The organism is Gordonia soli NBRC 108243 (assembly GCF_000334455.1).
Taxonomy (GTDB): Bacteria; Actinomycetota; Actinomycetes; order Mycobacteriales; family Mycobacteriaceae; genus Gordonia; species Gordonia soli.
Genome location: NZ_BANX01000024.1, coordinates 30,272 through 46,141, shown reverse-complemented (window position 1 = coordinate 46,141; position 15,870 = coordinate 30,272). Strand labels below are relative to the sequence as shown.

The following is a 15,870-nucleotide window of genomic DNA, read 5'->3' as shown; positions in this document are numbered from 1 at the left end:
ACGTCAGCGGGGCGCGGTGTGGTTGGTGCACAGCGTGGTTCGCTCACGTGTCAGTTGCGCGGTGGGCAGTGACCGACAACTGTCGACGAACGGAATTGTCGGTGGGTCGGGATAGTGTTCTGTTCAGATAACGGAAGCTATGAGGAGATGATGATCATGGCTTTCGACAAGCCACCACCCACACCCATTCGGCCGACAGATGTTGCGCCGCCGCCGACCACTGCGACGAGCAGTGCGACTGTGCGCGCTGAGTTGATCGATGCGTATTCCGATCTGGCACGAGCGGTAGCACGGATCCAGGAGCTCGACGCCGATGCTTGTACCGACAGCGACACTGTGCATCTCGCTGTCGAACACGAGAAACTGACTCGGCAGATGCAGTCGATCGGGCATCGCCGTCTGATGGACGTGGCCGACCGTGACGCGTGGCGGCTGACCGGTGCGGCGACGATACGGATGTTTATGGCCAACCACCTCGGTGTGCCGGATGTGAAACGCCGCCTCGATCACGCTGCAGCGCTGTCGGAAACATTCACCATCACCGGACTCCAGCAGCCACCGGAACTGTCGGCAACAGCAGATGCACTCGCCGAAGGTGCGATCGCGCCCGAACACGTGTCGGTGATCCTCGACATCACCAACCGCATCCCCACGCACGTCGAAGTCGATGATCAGGTGGCCGCCGAAGTCGCGCTGGCCGAACACGCACGGACCTTGTCGCTGCACGCATTGAGTCAGGTGGGCGTCAGATTGTTGGCTCACCTGAATCCCGATGGTGTACTCACCGACGAGCGTGACCGGGCTCTGCAACGCTCGATGACCCTGTCGCGCCAAGACGCGCAGCTGATGTCGACACTGACCGCCACCCTCGACCCGATCACCCGAGCCATGCTCGACGTCGTCCTCGCCAAATGGGCAGCACCCGGGATGAACAACCCCGACGACCCACACTCCCCATCAGGCAGCATCGACGACACCGACCCCGACACCGAGGTGATCAAGGATGCAGCCCAACGCGACTCACGCTCCCAAGCCCAGCGCAACCACGACGCCCTGAACGCCCTCCTCAAGTGCGTGTTGGACGGCGGGGCCTTGGGAGGGAGTCATCGCGGACTGCCACCGCAGCTGATCATCTCCATCACCGAAACCCAACTCCGCGAATCCGCCGGCCTCGGCGTCACCGCCACCAGCGCTGATCTGCCGTGGCGCGATGTTGTCGACCTCGCCGCCCACGCCGATCCGCACCTGGCGGTATTTGCCGATCACACCCAAGAAATCCTCTACTTCGGACGAGCACGCCGAACCGCATCCCGCGCCCAACGCATGGCCCTGTTCGCCAGCGACCGTGGCTGCACCGCACCCGACTGCGACCAACCCGCCATGCACTCCGAAGCCCACCACCTCACCGACTGGGCTGAAGGCGGACGCACCGACATCAACGAACTCGGCGTGGCATGCCCCAAACACAACCGCGCCGCCGGCCCACGCCGAGACCAATGGACCACCCGCCTGGACCGCACCACCAGACGAGTCACCTGGACACCACCAGCAACCACCCAACCCATCAACGGCCCACCGACACCACGCATCAACAACATCCACCACCCCGACCGGGCACTCACACGCGCCCAACCACCGAATCACGACTGACCTGCCACACTCATACCCCGTCGACCGTGCGCTCCAAAACGTCGACCGTGCGCGGCAAACGTCGACTGCGCACTCGCCGCCAGAAGCCTCGCCGACCCGCGGCCGCAGTAACGCACGATCAACGATTCCCAGCGCACGATCAACGAATCAGAGCGCACGATCGCCGGATCACCGTCCAGCACACTGCCCCGACGACGAGCGCCGCACCGACCAGACCGGCGCTCAGCCACACCGGACCGAGCGGGCCGGCCGCGGTTCCGAGCATCACCCCACCGACAGCCGGGCCGACAGCGGCACCGAGGTTGAGCGCCACGGTGGCGTACGACCCACCCATCGTCGGAGCACCGTGTGATTCCGCGAGAATCCGGGCGATCACCGTGCTCCCGACCGCGAAGCAGAGTGTGCCCTGGACGAACGTCATCGGCAGCAACAGTTCCGGCACCGAGCCCCCGACCGCGAGCACGATCCAACCGACGAGGAGGGCCGGACCTCCGAGCGCCACCACCTCGAAGGGTCGGCGATCGGCGAGTCGTCCGGCCACGGTCACGCCGCAGAACGATCCGACTCCGAAACCGAAGAGTGCCAACGGGACCCACAGGTCCCCCAGACCGGCGACGTCGGTCACGACCGGGGCCAGGTAGGTGAATGTCGCGAAGGTGGCAGCGTTCACCAGGACACCGAGCAGCATCATCATCACCAACCGCGGCCTCGTGATCACACGCAACTCGTCCGCGAGGCGCGGGCCCGCCGATCGCGGTGCCTCCTGGTCGCGTCGCATGTCGATTGCGGCGACCCCGATCATTGCGAACGCGCAGAGGATGACGATCGACCAGAATGTCGCGCGCCAGTCGAGCAGGGAGCCGAGCGCTGCACCGCCGGGGACCCCGACGATGGTCGCCAGCGTCGTCCCCGACAACAGCACCGCGAGAGCGCGAGCCGTGCGATCGGGCGCGACGAGAGCGGTGACGGTACTCAGGGCGACGGACAGGAAGCCGGCGCTCACAACTGCCGCCACCACACGCGACGCCACGAGGATCCCGAAGTCGTCGGTGAGTGCACCCACCACATGGCAGCCGGCGAACACGGACAGGAAGGTCAGCAGGGCGGCTCGGGGTGGCCAGCGACGTGCGAGTGCAGCAGTGGTCGGCGCACCGACCACCATCCCCACAGCGAACGCCGAGGTCAGCAAGCCGGCTGTCGCGGTGGACACACCGAGCCCGGCGGCGATGTCCGGCGTGAGTCCGGCGAGCATGAATTCCGATGTGCCCATGGCGAACACGGCGGCAGCAAGAAGATACAGCGGAAGAGGCATCGAGTCTCCGGGATGAGTGAGAGCAGTGAGAGCTTCTCGTCACCGCGGCCGGGCACCGCGAACCGCGTCATGCGTGGTGATCACCACGCATCATGTGTCAGATCAGGGGTTCTCGGGGCCGGCGGCGGAACCGACAGACCCCGACCTGGACGCTTCGGGACTCGACATACCCTGCACCCTACCCATGTACCGGCGCAGGCACCCAGCCGATTTTGCCGGCGCTACCGCCATCCCAGATGCGTCATCCCAGATGGGCTTGCGCGCCCGAATTCTGGCGGTCGGTGCGTTCCAGACGACCTTCGGTCATCGAGGCGATCTGATCGACGATGACACGCAACCGCGCGGAGTCATCCGGCGCCGAGTGCCACATCGGCACGAAGATGGGGTCGAGTCCACCGGGCGCGGCCGCGGTCAGCCAGGACGCGACCCGATGGATGCGCTCACGCTGCCGCTCCTGGTGCGACTTGTGCCGCGCGTCGGAGAAGATGAACCGCAAGGCGACCGTTTTGAGCACGGCGACCTCGGCCGCGACCAGCGGCGGCACCGTGATGTCGGCGTCGTACCGCGACACCGACCGGTCTCCGACCACCGCTCGCGTCCCCGTGATCGCAGCCGACGCGAAGCGTCCGATCAGTTCGCTGGTAAGTCGTTTGAGCGCGACCGACGCATCGAGGGTGCCGTCGAAGGAACCGATCGCGGCGACGATCTCCATCTGCGAGAGCCGTTGCGCCGCATCGATCAACGCCTCCACTTCCAGCCCGTCGAACTGTCGAACCCCGATCTCGGCGAGCTCACGCTGATCGTCGGCGTCTCCGAGGGTGCGCAGATCGATGCGGTTCGAGATGACGCCGTCCTCGAGGTCGTGCACCGAATAGGCGACATCGTCCGACCAGTCCATCAACTGCGCCTCGACACACCGCACTCCCTCAGGTGCTCCGCGCCGAATCCAGGCAAGGGCATCGGCGTCGTCCTCGTACGCCCCGAACTTGCCCGACGGCACGGTCCGTCGCCACGGGTACTTCAGCGTCGCGTCCAATGACGCGCGTGTGAGATTCAAGCCGACACTGTGGCCCTGGTCGTCGAGCAGCTTCGGCTCCAGGCGCGTCAGGATGCGGAGGTTCTGCGCATTGCCCTCGAACCCACCGATCTCGGCGGCCACCTCGTCGAGCGCCCGTTCGCCGTTGTGCCCATAGGGCGGATGACCGATGTCGTGCGCCAGACCTGCCAACTCCACCAGATCGGGCTCGCACCCGAGACCGATGGCGATGCCTCGGCCGATCTGCCCCACCTCGAGGGAATGCGTCAGCCGGGTGCGCGGGGTGTCACCCTCGCGCGGCCCGACGACCTGCGTCTTGTCCGCGAGGCGCCGGAGCGCCGCGGAATGCAGCACTCGCGCGCGGTCTCGCGCGAAGTCGCTGCGGTGGTCGGTGCGGGTGCCGGGAAGGCTCGCGAGCTTCGCGTCCTCGGCGACCACACGCTCGATCGCCTCGTCTCCGTACGCCGCACCTGGTGGCCGCTGGGCGCCCACCAACGGTGAGTCAGTCAAACACCCAGCCCCGGGCGATGGCGAAGTCCGTGACGCGCTGCCGGATCGCGACGATCTGCGCTGCGGTGAGGTCGTCGGCCGAATCGAGCAGAACCTCGGTGATCTCCTCGGTGAAGGCAGCGGCGTCGAGCGACCCCGATCCGCCGCCACCGTGCGAACGCGTACGGCGACCGCGATCACCGCGGTCTCCGCGATCGCGGTCCGACCCGTGCCCCCGACCGTGATCATGGCTGTCGCGCCGCTGCGGACGACCCGCGGGCGCCTCGTCGGCCGGCGCGGCCTCGGTCACGGCGACGTTGACCGCTTTGGACCCGCGATCGGTCTCCTCGATGTCGAACTCGACCTTGGCGCCGGGCTTCAGCGAGTTCTCGTCGATGTCGATGTCGTTGATGTGCAAGAACACATCGGCTCCGCCGGACTCCGGCGCGAGGAACCCGAAACCGCGATTGGCGTCGTAGTGCACGACTTTCCCACTGACAGACACAACAGACTCACTCTCTTCGTCGCCCTACCTCGGACCCCGTGCCCGCGCGGCGACAACTTTCCACTCAACTATGACAGATCCGCGCAGGTCGCGACCATTCGCGGAGATGACGACCTCGCGACCCATGTGGTGTGACGATGCGCGCCGTCCGCACCGGACGATCAGGCGCCGACGAGCTTTCCGCCCAGGTACTCGACGACCTTGTCGAGCGCCACCCGCTCCTGACTCATCGTGTCGCGCTCGCGCACGGTGACCGCCTGGTCGTCGAGGGTGTCGAAATCGACCGTGACGCAGAACGGGGTGCCGATCTCATCCTGTCGGCGGTAACGCTTGCCGATGCCCTGCGCATCGTCGAACTCCACATTCCAGTGGGTGCGCAGCTCGGCGGCGAGATCCTTGGCCTTCGGCGAGAGCTTCTCGTTGCGCGACAGCGGCAACACCGCGACCTTGACCGGGGCCAGTCGTCGATCCAGCTTGAGGACCGTGCGGGTGTCGGTGCCGCCCTTGGCGTTCGGCACCTCTTCCTCGGTGTAGGCATCGCACAGGAACGCCATCAGCGATCGGGTGAGGCCGGCCGCGGGCTCGATCACGAACGGGGTGTAGCGCTCTCCCGATGCCTGGTCGAAGAACGACAGGTCCTCTCCGGAGTGCTTGCTGTGGGTGCTGAGGTCGAAGTCGGTGCGATTGGCCACGCCCTCGAGTTCACCCCACGGGTTGCCGGCAAAGCCGAACTTGTACTCGACGTCGACCGTCCGCTTGGAGTAGTGCGACAGCTTCTCGGGTGCGTGCTCGTACAGACGCAGATTCTCCGGATCGATGCCCAGGCCGACGTACCAGTCGAAGCGATGGTCGATCCAGTACTGGTGCCATTCCTCGTCGTCGCCCGGCTTGACGAAGAACTCCATCTCCATCTGCTCGAACTCACGTGTCCGGAAGATGAAGTTGCCCGGCGTGATCTCGTTGCGGAAGCTCTTGCCGATCTGCGCGATGCCGAACGGCGGCTTCTTGCGAGCCGTGGTCATGACGTTCTTGAAGTTCACGAAGATGCCCTGCGCGGTCTCCGGCCGGAGGTAGTGCAGACCCTCCTCGTCGTCGACGGGGCCGAGGTAGGTCTTCATCAGACCGCTGAACGCCCTGGGCTCGGTCCAGTTGCCGGGCTGACCTGTGTCGGGATCGTTGATGTCGGCCAGGCCGTTCTCCGGCGGGTGGCCGTGCTTGATCTCGTAGGCCTCGAGCAGGTGGTCGGCGCGGTAGCGCTTGTGCGTGTACAGCGATTCCACCAGCGGATCGGTGAACACCTCGACGTGACCGGATGCCTCCCACACTCGACGCGGCAGGATCACCGAGGAGTCGAGGCCGACGACGTCGTCGCGACTGGTGACCATCGTCCGCCACCACTGCCGCTTGATGTTGTCCTTGAGCTCCACGCCCAGCGGTCCGTAATCCCAGGCCGAGCGGGTACCGCCGTAGATCTCACCGCACGGGAACACCAGACCTCGCCGCTTGGCGAGATTGACGACGGATTCGACGCGGTTGGTCTGAGCGGCCACGATGAGCTTCTTCTCCCGGAGTGTTGGGGGTCAGCGGAGGTGCTGATCGGTTCGTCGGTCGACGACCGGTCGGCTCCCAACAGGTTAGCCGCCTGCTCGTTCTCGATCGCGGCCCGCCCGCCACGGCACCGGTTGAAAATCATTTCCCTTAGACTGGGGGCCGGTGAGTACGAGCGAAGGGTTGCCGATGACCGTCGACGATTCCGTCAGCAAGCATTCGACCGGCGAGGTCGTCGAGGGACATCCCGCCGGCGAGGCCGCCGATCCGCAGGCGCGCGAGGCGGCGAGCGAGTTGCTGCGCGCCCTGGCTGCGCCCACGCGGATCGCGATCGTCCTCAACCTGCGTGAGCACTCACGCTGCGTACACGAGTTGGTCGGTCTCCTCGGGCTCAGCCAACCGCTGGTCAGCCAGCACCTTCGGGTGCTGAAAGATGCGGGTGTGGTCCGAGGTCACCGACACGGCCGCGAGATCATGTACGAGTTGGTCGACCATCACCTCGCACACATCGTCACCGACGCGATCACCCACGTGCAGGAGCCCCGAGACGATGGTTCCGCGCAGGCCCCGACGACGTCCGGCCGGACCGTCGTCGAATGACCACGCAGGGTTCGGCGGACCCGACCGCCGGTGCCGACACCCGCGACCGCCCGGTGACGGGTGTGCGCTCGACGCGTCAGCGTGCCGCCATCGCCGATGCCCTCGCCGCCGGTGACGACTTCCGGTCCGCGCAAGAACTCCACGAGCAACTGAAGGCGCGGGGCGAGTCGATCGGACTCACCACCGTCTACCGCAACCTGCAGGCCCTGAGTCAGGCCGGCCAGATCGACGCCCTCTGGGACGGCTCCGGCGAGACCCGGTACCGGCATTGCTCCACCGGTCACCACCACCATCTCGTCTGCCGTCGCTGCGGTACCACCGTCGAGGTCCAGGCCGATCCGGTGGAGCGGTGGGCCGCGACGGTCGCGGCGGAACATGGCTTCTCCGACATCAACCACACCGTCGAGGTGTTCGGCTACTGCGCCGAATGTCAGGCGGCGCTGCGCTAGTCCGCGCAGTCCTGCGGATCAGGCCCCGGTGAGGCGATCGGCGACGTCCGAACCCGCCGACAACACGATGTGGACGATGGTCAGCAATGGCACGTCCTCGAGGGATCCTGCCGGAAACGTGTAGTACTGCAACACATCCGTGGTCACCCCCTGCGGTTCCGAACGGCGCAACGCCCCGAAACTCAGCTCTGCGTCGCAGTTCTCGACGTCGGTGCGCAACGCCTCGGTGTTGGGCAGGTTCACTGCGATCAGCTGGGTGACCGACAGGACCTCGAGACCGGGCGCCAGTGTGAGGACCCGCAGTGACGCCCTGGTGGTGCCGACCTGGACCACCACCGACTCGTCGTCGGTGGTGTCGACGGTGCCGATCTCGGCTGCGAGTGCTGCCACACGTGTGAGCAGTGTTCCGGCGGCGGTCATCGCGGTGCCACCCCTCCGAATCGTCGGTCGCGCCGGGCATATTCGAGGCACGCCTCCCACAGGTCGCGGCGATCGAAGTCGGGGAACAGCTTCTCCTGGTAGACCATCTCGGCATATGCCGACTGCCAGAGCAGGAAATTCGAGATGCGCTGCTCCCCCGACGGCCGGAGGAACAGGTCGACGTCGGGCATGTCCGGCTCGTCGAGGAACCGTGCGAACGTCGACTCGGTTATCCGGTCGGGGTTGATCTCGCCGGCGACCGCGCGGCGCGCGATCTCCTTGGCCGCGTCCGCGATCTCGGCGCGACCGCCATAGTTGACGCACATCGTCAGGGTCATGACCGTGTTGTCGCGGGTGAGTTCCTCCGCGACCTCGAGCTCACGGATCACACTGCGCCACAGTCGCGGTCGGCGACCGGCCCACCGGACCCGGACGCCCATCTCGTTCATCTCGTCGCGCCTGCGCCGGATGACGTCGCGGTTGAAGCCCATCAGGAACTTCACCTCGTCGGGACTGCGCGACCAGTTCTCGGTGGAGAACGCATACGCCGACAACCATCCGACACCGAGTTCGATACAGCCGCAGACGGTATCCATCAGAACGGCTTCGCCACGCTTGTGTCCTTCGGTGCGGGGCAGGCCGCGGTCGGTCGCCCAACGACCGTTGCCGTCCATCACCAGCGCGACGTGCCGCGGCACGAACTGCGCGGGGATCTCCGGCGGACGAGCGCCACTCGGGTGCGGATCCGGTGGTCGCACAGTCTGCGGCGCCACCGATTCGGCCGACCTAGACCCCGGCCGACGTGCCATCACCCGACTCCCCTCACGCGGTTTCCACCAGCCTATGGGGAGCCGTGCGCTCGATGAGCGGCAGGGTTCGCAGCTGACGCTCGAGATGCCACTGCAGATGTGCTGCCGTCAGCCCGCTGGCCTGGCGCGCCACCGAGGCGCTGACCAGTTCGGTGTGGTCCCAGTCGCCGCGGAAGAGAGCCTCCATCAGATCCATGACCCCGAGCGACGGCGTCGCGGCACCCGACGGTCTGCAGTGTGTGCACACGGCGCCACCTGCGGCCACGTGGAACGCACGGTGCGGGCCGGGCCGGGCACAGCGCGCGCACTCGTCCAGGGCAGGCATCCACCCGGCGCAGTGCATGGCGCGCAAGAGGAAGGCGTCGAGTATCAGTTCCCGCGGTCGGCGATCGGTGGCGAGCGCCTCCAGTGCGCCGACGGTGAGTCGGTGCAGCTGATGCGCTGGTGCCCGCTCCTCACCGGCGAGACGCTCGGCCGTCTCCAGGACCGCGCAGGCGGTCGTGTAGCGGCCGTAGTCGGCGACGATGTCGGCCGCGAAGGCGTTGAGGCTGTGCACCTGAGTGACCACATCGAGACTGCGACCCGGATAGAGATGGACGTCGATGTGGGCGAACGGCTCGAGGCGGGCTCCGAACTTGGACCGGGTGCGCCGGACGCCCTTGGCCACCGCGCGCACCAGCCCATGATCCTGGGTGAGCAGCGTGATGATCCGATCGGCCTCGCCCAGCTTGTGCTGGCGGAGCACGACGGCTTCATCCCGATAGAACCTCACCCCGACATTCTTCCACCGGCGTCCACCACAACCGACCACGACATACCGGGATCGGAGTCGGGATCGATGCGTCCGGACGTCAGAGTCCCGCGGCCGCGGCCAGCCGGGGCGGCAGGGTCATCCCGCCCGGGTAGCGATGCCAGCCCTTGCGGTCGTACAACTTGGTCACCGCCAGACCCAGGAGCGCACCGAGGATCAACCCGAGCAGCGTCTGGACGATCGAGCGGGCGAGGCCGGAGCCGGGGTCGGCGTCGAAGTACAGGATCGACCGGACCCCGAGGTACACCACGTGCATGGGCTCGAACGCCGCGATCCAGCTGAACAGTCGTGGACTCGCCTCGAGGGGGATCGTGCCACCCGACGAGGGCAGTCCCAGGATCACGAAGAAGATCAGGTTCACCAGCAGACCGGGATTGCCGAAGATCGCGAGCACCGAACTCGCGGTGACACCGACGGCGAAGATCACCAGCACCGAGAAGGCCCACAGCAAGAAGCTGTTCGGCAGTGAGGTCCCGACGGCGGTGCACACGGCGATGAACAGCGCCGACTGCAGCAGCGCGACCAGCAACAGGATCGTCCACTTGGCGGCGAGGGTGCCCCACCGAGAGATCGCCAGACGCTTGCGCAGCGAGTAGAACGGGCCGTACTCGACCGGGGTCTGACCGAGGAACCCGTCGACGATGACGCTGACCATCATCGCGCCGGTGAAACCTGCGAGCACCAGCAGGAGGGTGAAATAGAACGCCGACAACCCGTTTCCGGCGCCGTCGGGAAGCGGGGTCGGCTCGACCACGGCCACGTTCACCGGATTGGCCAGGGCCAACTGGGCGGCGCCCGAGAACGGTACGTCGGCGCGCGCGAGCTGCTGGCGGACCGTGGCGGTGAGCCGTTCGCCGAACTGGGAGTTGACCTGTTTGTCGATCTCCTGCGCGAAGGTCGTGGTCACCGACGACGCGAACGTCCCCGACCCGCGGTTGATGAACACGTCGATCGACGGCGCATCCGGCTTCGCCTGCAGCACTGCGGCCCGACCGAGGCTGACCGCGTGCTCGGAGAAGTTCGGGCCGATGACGATGACGCCGTACACCTTGCCCGCGTTGAGCTCGTTCAGGGCCGTGGTCCGGTCGGACCGGTGCACATCGAACCCGTTGGGCCGTGCGGCGTCAATGATCCCCGCCGCGACCTGATCACCGAAGTTCTGTTCGGTGGAGCCGTTGCCGTCGGGATTGTCGACCTCGGCGCCGCGGTCGGCGTTGACCAGTGCGATCGGGAAGTCGTGCAGGTTCTCACGGGGGCTGGCCACGGCGCCCATGTAGAGCGCGGCCATCAGGGACATGAGGATCAGCACGAGCACCAGCGGGGCGAGCCAGAACCTGGGCGAGCCGATCACGGCGGCGATTGTCCCGGCGGCCTCTTCTTCGTCCTCTTCGGGCGGGGTCTGCTCCGCGCCGGCAGTGGACTCGCCGGAGACGGGCACGCCGTCAGCGGACACGTCGGCAGCGGGCACATCGGGATCGGACTCGTCGAAATCGGACTCGGGAGCCTCGTGCCGACCGTGGTGACGGGTCGACGCTCCCGGTGCACCGGTCTCTGGGGCGCCGACGTCGGCAACCCCGGCGTCGGCGGTGTCGGCGGTGTCGGGAGCTACCGGGTCGGGAGTCGCCGGGCTGTCGCCACTCGTCCCCGACCCGTTGCCGTAGGTGTTGCTCTCGTCCGGTCCGGCCATGTCCACGCCACCTCTCGGTTCGTCGACCTCGGCGGTCGTCTCGTCAGAAACCCAGTCGGCCGAGCTGGCGGGGGTCCCGTTGCCAGTCCTTGGCGACCTTCACGTGCAGATCCAGGTAGACCCGGACACCCAGCAGCTTCTCGATCTGTGCGCGAGCCACCGTACCGACCTCTTTCAGGCGTGCTCCGCGGTGCCCGATGATGATGCCCTTCTGGCTGTCACGTTCGACATAGAGAATCGCATGGACATCGACCATGGGAGGCTTTCCGCCCGCTCCCGGCGCGGATTTCGATCCTCCGCCTGCTCCCGGCGCGGATTGCGGCTCCGGGTCGCGTTCCTCTCGTGGGATGACCTCCTCGATGACCACCGCCAGAGAGTGGGGCAGTTCGTCATGGACTCCCTCGAGAGCGGCCTCGCGGATGAACTCGGCCATCAGCACCTGTTCCGGCTCGTCGGTGAGCTCACCGTCGGGATAGAACGCGGGGCCGGGCTCGACCAGTGAGACCAGCAGATCGGACAGCACGTCGAGTTGTTTGCCCGACTTCGCCGAGACCGGGACTACCTCGGACGACGGCCCGAGGATCTGCGAGAGGGCGAGTAGTTGGGCGGCGACCCGGTCGGGTGTGACGCGGTCGATCTTGGTGACCACACCCAGAACGGTGGTCCGCGGTGCCATCTCGCGCAGCTGCGTGATGATCCATTTGTCTCCCGGGCCGATCGCCTCGTCGGCGGGGATGCACAGACAGATGACGTCGACCTCGGAATACGTGTCGCGCACCAGGTCGTTGAGTCGCTGCCCGAGCAGTGTCCGTGGCTTGTGCAGCCCCGGTGTGTCGACCAGGATCAGCTGCGCATCCGGACGGTTCACGATGCCGCGGATGGTGTGTCGGGTGGTCTGCGGGCGGTTGGACGTGATCGCGATCTTCTCGCCGACCAACGCGTTGGTCAGTGTCGACTTGCCCGTGTTCGGCCGGCCGACGAAGCAGATGAAACCCGAACGGAACTCCGACATCATCGACCACCCAGGCGCTCTACCGGGGCACCCCGACCGTCGGTCAGGATCGCGTAGGCATCGGAGCTGATCTCGGCGAGCGTGGCCAGACCGGGATCGTCGTCGGCGCCACCGACCAGGACCGCGGCCTCGAATGCGTCTGCACCGCTGGACAGTGCCGTCGCGACCGCCACCTGGAGCGCGCTCAACGACAGGGTTCGAGCGGTCACCGGAGCGCCCGCGTACGTGCGGCCGTCACCGTCGCGCACCGCAGCCCCCTGCGCCGTATCGGCGCGCGCCTGCGCACCACGCGCCAGCGTCACGAGCTTGCCGTCCTCGTCGTCGAGGATCACCTCAGAAGTCACGATCGATCCTTGCTGCCTGCACGGCTGGGGTCACGGTCACGGTGGCGCGAGCCGCGTTCGCGGTCGCGGCGATCGTCCGCCCCGGAGTATCCCTCACCGCGGGATCTCTGTTCGCCACCGGCATCGCGGTCGGTCTCGTCGTCGGTGTCGCCGCCATCTCGGGATTCGGCGTCCTCGTCGTCCGGGTCCTGCGCCAGTCTGGTCACCAGGACGGTGATGATGCGCTGACGCCCTTGCCGATTGGGGCCTCCTTCGGCGGTGAGCCGGAGCCCGTTGGACTCGACGTCGGCGCCGGGCAGCGGCACGCGGCCGAGTGCGAGTCCGACCAGTCCGCCGACGGTCTCGACCTCGTCCTCGTCGATCTCGATGCCTACGAGCTCGGCGAGATCCTCCACCGAGAGACGGGCGGACACGCGATAACGACCGTCGTCGAGTTCCTCGATCGGCGCGACCTCGTCGAGGTCGTACTCGTCGGTGATCTCACCGACGATCTCCTCGAGCACGTCCTCGATGGTCACCAGACCCGCTATCCCGCCGTACTCGTCGACCAGCAGTGCCATGTGGTTGCGGGTGCGCTGCATGTCGGCGAGGACCTTGTCGAGCGGCTTGGAGTCCGGGATGAACTCGGCATCACGCATCAACTCGCGGACCAGGATCGACGACGCCTCACCGCGCGTCGAATGGGCGACGAGGTCCTTGAGATAGACCACACCGAGGATGTCGTCGGGATTCTCGCCGATCACCGGGATCCGCGAATGTCCGGATCGCACGGCAAGACTCGTCGCCTGCGCGACCGACTTGTCGACCTCGATCCAGACCATCTCCGGTCGGGGCACCATCACCTCGCGCGCGTTGGTGTCGCCGAGGTCGAAGACCGACTGGATCATCCGCCGCTCGTCGGCGGCCACCACACCACTCGCCTCGGCGAGGTCGACGACCTCGCGCAACTCGACCTCGGTCGCGAACGGGCCGTTGCGGAATCCCTTACCCGGCGTGAGTGCGTTACCGATGAGGATCAACAGGCGGGTCAGCGGGGTCAGCAGGACACCCAACGCCTGCAACACGACCGCGGACGCGAGGGCGATGCTGTAGGCGTGTTGCCTGCCCAATGTCCGGGGTCCGACCCCGATCGCAACGTAGGAGACCACCGCCATCACCCCGATGGCGAGCAGCAGACCCCACCCCACCCCGATGGAATCCGTTGCGGCGACCGCGATCAGAGCCACGGCGGCCGTCTCGCAGACCACGCGCAGCAGGACGGCGATACCGACGTAGGTCCCCCGTGATCGCAGGATCGTCATCAGCGGGCGGGCACCGGCGCGATGATCTTTGAGGAGATCGTCGACGCGGGCGTTAGAGACCGTCGACACCGCGGTGTCGACTGCGGCGAAGACGCCACCGACCACCATGAGCACGATCGCTGCGACGACGAACCACACGTCGTGTGGCACGCTCACTCCTCCTCGGCCGCGGTACGGCCCTCTCGTCCGACTCCGGGCGCCTGCTGATCGGCGAAGCCGATGTTGGTCAGCAGTCGCGAGTCCCGATCGGACTGACGTTGCTCACGAGCACGGCGATGACGATCGGCGTACCAGTCCTCGAGGATTCGGCCCTGCAGACCGAACATCTCCTTCTCCTCCTCGGGTTCGGCGTGGTCGTAGCCGAGGAGATGCAGGACACCGTGCACGGTGAGCACGGCCAGTTCGTGATCGAAGGAGTGATGCGCCGCCTTGGCCTGGTCTGCCGCGAACTCGGGGCACAGCACGATGTCGCCGAGCAGGGCGGGTCCCGGGTCGGCGGCATCCGGCCGCCCACCCGGTGACAACTCGTCCATCGGGAAGCTCATGACGTCGGTGGGCCCAGGCAGATCCATCCACTGCACATGCAGGTCGGCCATCGTGTCGAGATCGACGAGCACCACCGACAACTCGGCGGCCGGGTGGACGTCCATCGCAGCGATGGCGAAGCGCGCAGCCTCGATGATCAGGCCCTCGGGGACCTCGACACCCGACTCGTTCGCGAGCTCGATGCTCATGAACGACGTCCGTGTCCGGCCGCACGCCGTGCCGCCCGGTTGCCGGGCAGACGGTCGGCATCACGCAGATTGCTCGCGGCGCGGGCGTTCTCCTCGGCTCGGCCGTAAGCGTCCACGATGTCGGCGACCAGTCGGTGGCGGACCACGTCGGCACTGGTGAGCTGCGAGAAGTGGATGTCGTCGACCCCGTCCAGGATTCGGGTCGCCGTGCTCAGCCCGCTCTGCGCGCCGCCCGGCAGATCGACCTGGGTGGTGTCACCGGTGACCACGATCTTGGAACCGAAACCCAGCCGGGTGAGGAACATCTTCATCTGCTCGCCGGTGGTGTTCTGTGCCTCGTCGAGGATGATGAACGCGTCGTTGAGGGTCCGCCCCCGCATGTACGCCAGCGGCGCGACCTCGATCACCCCGGCGGCCATCAGTTTGGGGATCGAGTCCGGATCCATCATGTCGTGCAGCGCGTCGTAGAGCGGGCGCAGGTACGGATCGATCTTCTCGCTGAGCGTGCCCGGCAGGAAGCCGAGCCGCTCCCCTGCCTCGACAGCCGGCCGGGTCAGGATGATCCGGGTGACCGACTTGTTCTGCAGCGCCTGTACAGCCTTCGCCATCGCCAGATAGGTCTTACCGGTACCGGCCGGACCGAGGCCGAACACGATGGTGTTGGTGTCGATCGCGTCGACGTACCGCTTCTGGTTCAGCGTCTTCGGCCGGATCGTCTTGCCGCGGCGCGAGAGGATGTCCAGGGACAGCACTTCCGCTGGTGACTCCGAGTCGCCTTTCGACAGCATCGAGACGCTGTGACGCACGAGATCCGGCGTCAACGGCGTGCCACGTCCGACGAGATCGACGAGTTCGGCCACGACCCGCTCGGAGGCGCCGACGTCGGCGGGGGTCCCGGTGAGGGTCACTTGGTTGCCGCGGACATGGATGTCGGCGGGCAGGAGTTGTTCGAGGGAGCGCAGATTGACGTCACTCGCCCCGAGTAGGCCGAACACCGCCTCGGGAGAGATCTCCACAGTGGAGGTGACCACACTCGCGCCCGCGCCGGTCCTGCTGGTCGTCCTGGCTGCGCCGGTGTTGTCGTCACTCACGTATGAGATCACTCCTCGGTGGTGTGTCCCCGGTGTCGGGGAGGTGGGGTCGGTCGGCTCGATCGGCCGATG

At 67.0% G+C, this 15,870-nt stretch carries 16 protein-coding genes; 3 read left to right on the top strand and 13 right to left on the bottom strand.

The features are described from left to right. Positions 1-147: 147 nt before the first annotated feature. Positions 148-1,650, top strand: coding sequence for an HNH endonuclease signature motif containing protein (locus tag GS4_RS16140; RefSeq protein ID WP_439644625.1), 1,503 nt, complete (start codon positions 148-150; stop codon positions 1,648-1,650). Between the two features lie 139 nt (positions 1,651-1,789). Here the strand turns inward: GS4_RS16140 and GS4_RS16135 are convergent, their stop codons facing one another. From GS4_RS16135 to GS4_RS16120, 4 genes are all read right to left on the bottom strand, one after another. Further along, positions 1,790-2,962: a Cmx/CmrA family chloramphenicol efflux MFS transporter gene (locus GS4_RS16135; protein WP_007622450.1), complete on the bottom strand. Its 1,173-nt coding sequence runs from the start codon at positions 2,960-2,962 to the stop codon at positions 1,790-1,792. 241 nt (positions 2,963-3,203) lie between these two features. Then, positions 3,204-4,508, bottom strand: coding sequence for a deoxyguanosinetriphosphate triphosphohydrolase (locus GS4_RS16130; RefSeq protein WP_040510785.1), 1,305 nt, complete (start codon positions 4,506-4,508; stop codon positions 3,204-3,206). Beyond that, on the bottom strand, positions 4,501-4,992 hold the full coding sequence (locus tag GS4_RS16125) for a cold-shock protein (protein ID WP_007622446.1): 492 nt from the start codon (positions 4,990-4,992) through the stop codon (positions 4,501-4,503). Before GS4_RS16125 ends, GS4_RS16130 begins: the two co-directional genes overlap by 8 nt. A 161-nt stretch (positions 4,993-5,153) precedes the next feature. After that, on the bottom strand, positions 5,154-6,542 hold the full coding sequence (locus GS4_RS16120) for a glycine--tRNA ligase (RefSeq protein WP_007622444.1): 1,389 nt from the start codon (positions 6,540-6,542) through the stop codon (positions 5,154-5,156). Between the two features lie 187 nt (positions 6,543-6,729). Between GS4_RS16120 and GS4_RS16115 the strand changes: the two genes are divergently transcribed. Together GS4_RS16115 and GS4_RS16110 are read left to right on the top strand one after the other, a co-directional pair. Next, positions 6,730-7,140 carry an ArsR/SmtB family transcription factor gene (locus tag GS4_RS16115; RefSeq protein ID WP_007622442.1) on the top strand — a complete coding sequence of 137 codons (411 nt, stop codon included), beginning with the start codon at positions 6,730-6,732 and terminating at the stop codon, positions 7,138-7,140. Further along, positions 7,137-7,589 carry a Fur family transcriptional regulator gene (locus GS4_RS16110; protein ID WP_007622440.1) on the top strand — a complete coding sequence of 151 codons (453 nt, stop codon included), beginning with the start codon at positions 7,137-7,139 and terminating at the stop codon, positions 7,587-7,589. The genes GS4_RS16115 and GS4_RS16110 overlap by 4 nt, the downstream gene beginning before the upstream one ends. Before the next feature lie 18 nt (positions 7,590-7,607). Here the strand turns inward: GS4_RS16110 and GS4_RS16105 are convergent, their stop codons facing one another. From GS4_RS16105 to GS4_RS16065, 9 genes are all read right to left on the bottom strand, one after another. Further along, positions 7,608-8,009, bottom strand: coding sequence for a hypothetical protein (locus GS4_RS16105; protein WP_007622438.1), 402 nt, complete (start codon positions 8,007-8,009; stop codon positions 7,608-7,610). Then, positions 8,006-8,818, bottom strand: a complete 813-nt coding sequence (locus GS4_RS16100) for an isoprenyl transferase (protein WP_007622424.1) — start codon at positions 8,816-8,818, stop codon at positions 8,006-8,008. The genes GS4_RS16105 and GS4_RS16100 overlap by 4 nt, the downstream gene beginning before the upstream one ends. A gap of 13 nt (positions 8,819-8,831) precedes the next feature. Then, positions 8,832-9,590: a DNA repair protein RecO gene (recO, locus tag GS4_RS16095; RefSeq protein ID WP_040510811.1), complete on the bottom strand. Its 759-nt coding sequence runs from the start codon at positions 9,588-9,590 to the stop codon at positions 8,832-8,834. 79 nt (positions 9,591-9,669) lie between these two features. Next, positions 9,670-11,316, bottom strand: a complete 1,647-nt coding sequence (locus tag GS4_RS16090; RefSeq protein ID WP_083862746.1) for a YhgE/Pip domain-containing protein — start codon at positions 11,314-11,316, stop codon at positions 9,670-9,672. Between the two features lie 43 nt (positions 11,317-11,359). Continuing rightward, positions 11,360-12,328: a GTPase Era gene (gene era / locus GS4_RS16085; RefSeq protein WP_007622418.1), complete on the bottom strand. Its 969-nt coding sequence runs from the start codon at positions 12,326-12,328 to the stop codon at positions 11,360-11,362. Then, entirely contained in the window at positions 12,328-12,672 is a 345-nt protein-coding gene (locus GS4_RS16080; protein ID WP_007622417.1) for a cytidine deaminase-like protein, read from the bottom strand. The genes era and GS4_RS16080 overlap by 1 nt, the downstream gene beginning before the upstream one ends. After that, the gene (locus tag GS4_RS16075; protein WP_007622415.1) at positions 12,669-14,123 is read right to left on the bottom strand and encodes a hemolysin family protein; all 1,455 of its coding nucleotides are present in this window, start codon (positions 14,121-14,123) and stop codon (positions 12,669-12,671) included. The genes GS4_RS16080 and GS4_RS16075 overlap by 4 nt, the downstream gene beginning before the upstream one ends. 2 nt (positions 14,124-14,125) lie before the next feature. After that, on the bottom strand, positions 14,126-14,707 hold the full coding sequence (ybeY, locus tag GS4_RS16070) for an rRNA maturation RNase YbeY (protein WP_007622414.1): 582 nt from the start codon (positions 14,705-14,707) through the stop codon (positions 14,126-14,128). Then, positions 14,704-15,798, bottom strand: a complete 1,095-nt coding sequence (locus tag GS4_RS16065) for a PhoH family protein (protein WP_007622411.1) — start codon at positions 15,796-15,798, stop codon at positions 14,704-14,706. The genes ybeY and GS4_RS16065 overlap by 4 nt, the downstream gene beginning before the upstream one ends. Positions 15,799-15,870: the final 72 nt, after the last annotated feature.

What these genes read in the sequence shown, in the direction of transcription:
- GS4_RS16115 (WP_007622442.1), top strand. Translation starts at nt 6,730, where the DNA reads ATGACCGTCGACGATTCCGTCAGCAAGCATTCGACCGGCGAGGTCGTC.
- GS4_RS16090 (WP_083862746.1), bottom strand. Translation starts at nt 11,316, where the DNA reads ATGGCCGGACCGGACGAGAGCAACACCTACGGCAACGGGTCGGGGACG.
- GS4_RS16100 (WP_007622424.1), bottom strand. Translation starts at nt 8,818, where the DNA reads ATGGCACGTCGGCCGGGGTCTAGGTCGGCCGAATCGGTGGCGCCGCAG.
- GS4_RS16140 (WP_439644625.1), top strand. Translation starts at nt 148, where the DNA reads ATGATGATCATGGCTTTCGACAAGCCACCACCCACACCCATTCGGCCG.
- GS4_RS16105 (WP_007622438.1), bottom strand. Translation starts at nt 8,009, where the DNA reads ATGACCGCCGCCGGAACACTGCTCACACGTGTGGCAGCACTCGCAGCC.
- era (WP_007622418.1), bottom strand. Translation starts at nt 12,328, where the DNA reads ATGTCGGAGTTCCGTTCGGGTTTCATCTGCTTCGTCGGCCGGCCGAAC.
- GS4_RS16110 (WP_007622440.1), top strand. Translation starts at nt 7,137, where the DNA reads ATGACCACGCAGGGTTCGGCGGACCCGACCGCCGGTGCCGACACCCGC.
- GS4_RS16135 (WP_007622450.1), bottom strand. Translation starts at nt 2,962, where the DNA reads ATGCCTCTTCCGCTGTATCTTCTTGCTGCCGCCGTGTTCGCCATGGGC.
- ybeY (WP_007622414.1), bottom strand. Translation starts at nt 14,707, where the DNA reads ATGAGCATCGAGCTCGCGAACGAGTCGGGTGTCGAGGTCCCCGAGGGC.